The organism is Neisseria sp. P0021.S007 (assembly GCF_051956855.1).
In genome coordinates, this window is record NZ_JBQCXA010000389.1 from 1 (window position 1) to 768 (window position 768).

The window sequence follows — 768 nt, forward strand, 5'->3', positions numbered from 1 at the left end:
CATGTTTTCTAAAACGCCCAAAATCGGGATATTGACTTTGTTGAACATATCCACGGCTTTGCGTGCATCAATCAGGGCGATGTCTTGCGGCGTGGTGCCGACAACGGAGCCGGTCACGGGGATTTTTTGCGACAGGGTCAATTGGATATCGCCGGTACCGGGCGGCAGGTCGATGAAGAGATAATCGACATTGTCCCACTCGCTTTGGAACATAAGCTGTTGCAAGGCTTGGCTGACCATCGGGCCGCGCCAAACGACGGCTTGGTCGGTATCGACCAGGAAACCGATGGACATCACTTGAATGCCGCTTTCGGCTTCAACGGGAATGAGTTTTTTGTTTTGTTGGTCGGGTTTGCGGTCTTGTACGCCGAGCATGGTGGGCTGGCTTGGGCCGTACAGGTCGGCATCGAGTACGCCGACGCGCGCGCCCATTCTGGCCATTGCGGTGGCAAGGTTGGCTGTGGTCGTTGATTTGCCGACGCCGCCTTTGCCCGATGCAACGGCGATAATGTTTTTCACGCCTTTGATGGTTGCTACGCCGGGTTGAACTTTATGCGTACCGATTTCGGTATCGATACTCAAGTGAATGTGGGTATCGCCGGTATGCGAAATGACGGCTTCTTGAACGGCATTGGCAATGTCTGCGGCAATATGGGCAACTGGGAACGCGAATTTCAGGCCGATATGCAGGCCGTCTGAACGCTCTTCAAGGAGTGTAACGGCTTTTTCGCTGCCTAAGGTGCGCATTGTGTGGGGAATCAATACCGC

The 768-nt window shown here is 54.3% G+C and carries 1 protein-coding gene; it reads right to left on the minus strand.

Translation table 11 applies throughout. The annotated features are described in order from the left end of the window. On the minus strand, nt 1-768 hold a 768-nt coding region (locus ACTHUR_RS13550), incomplete at both ends, for an Mrp/NBP35 family ATP-binding protein (protein ID WP_440399048.1).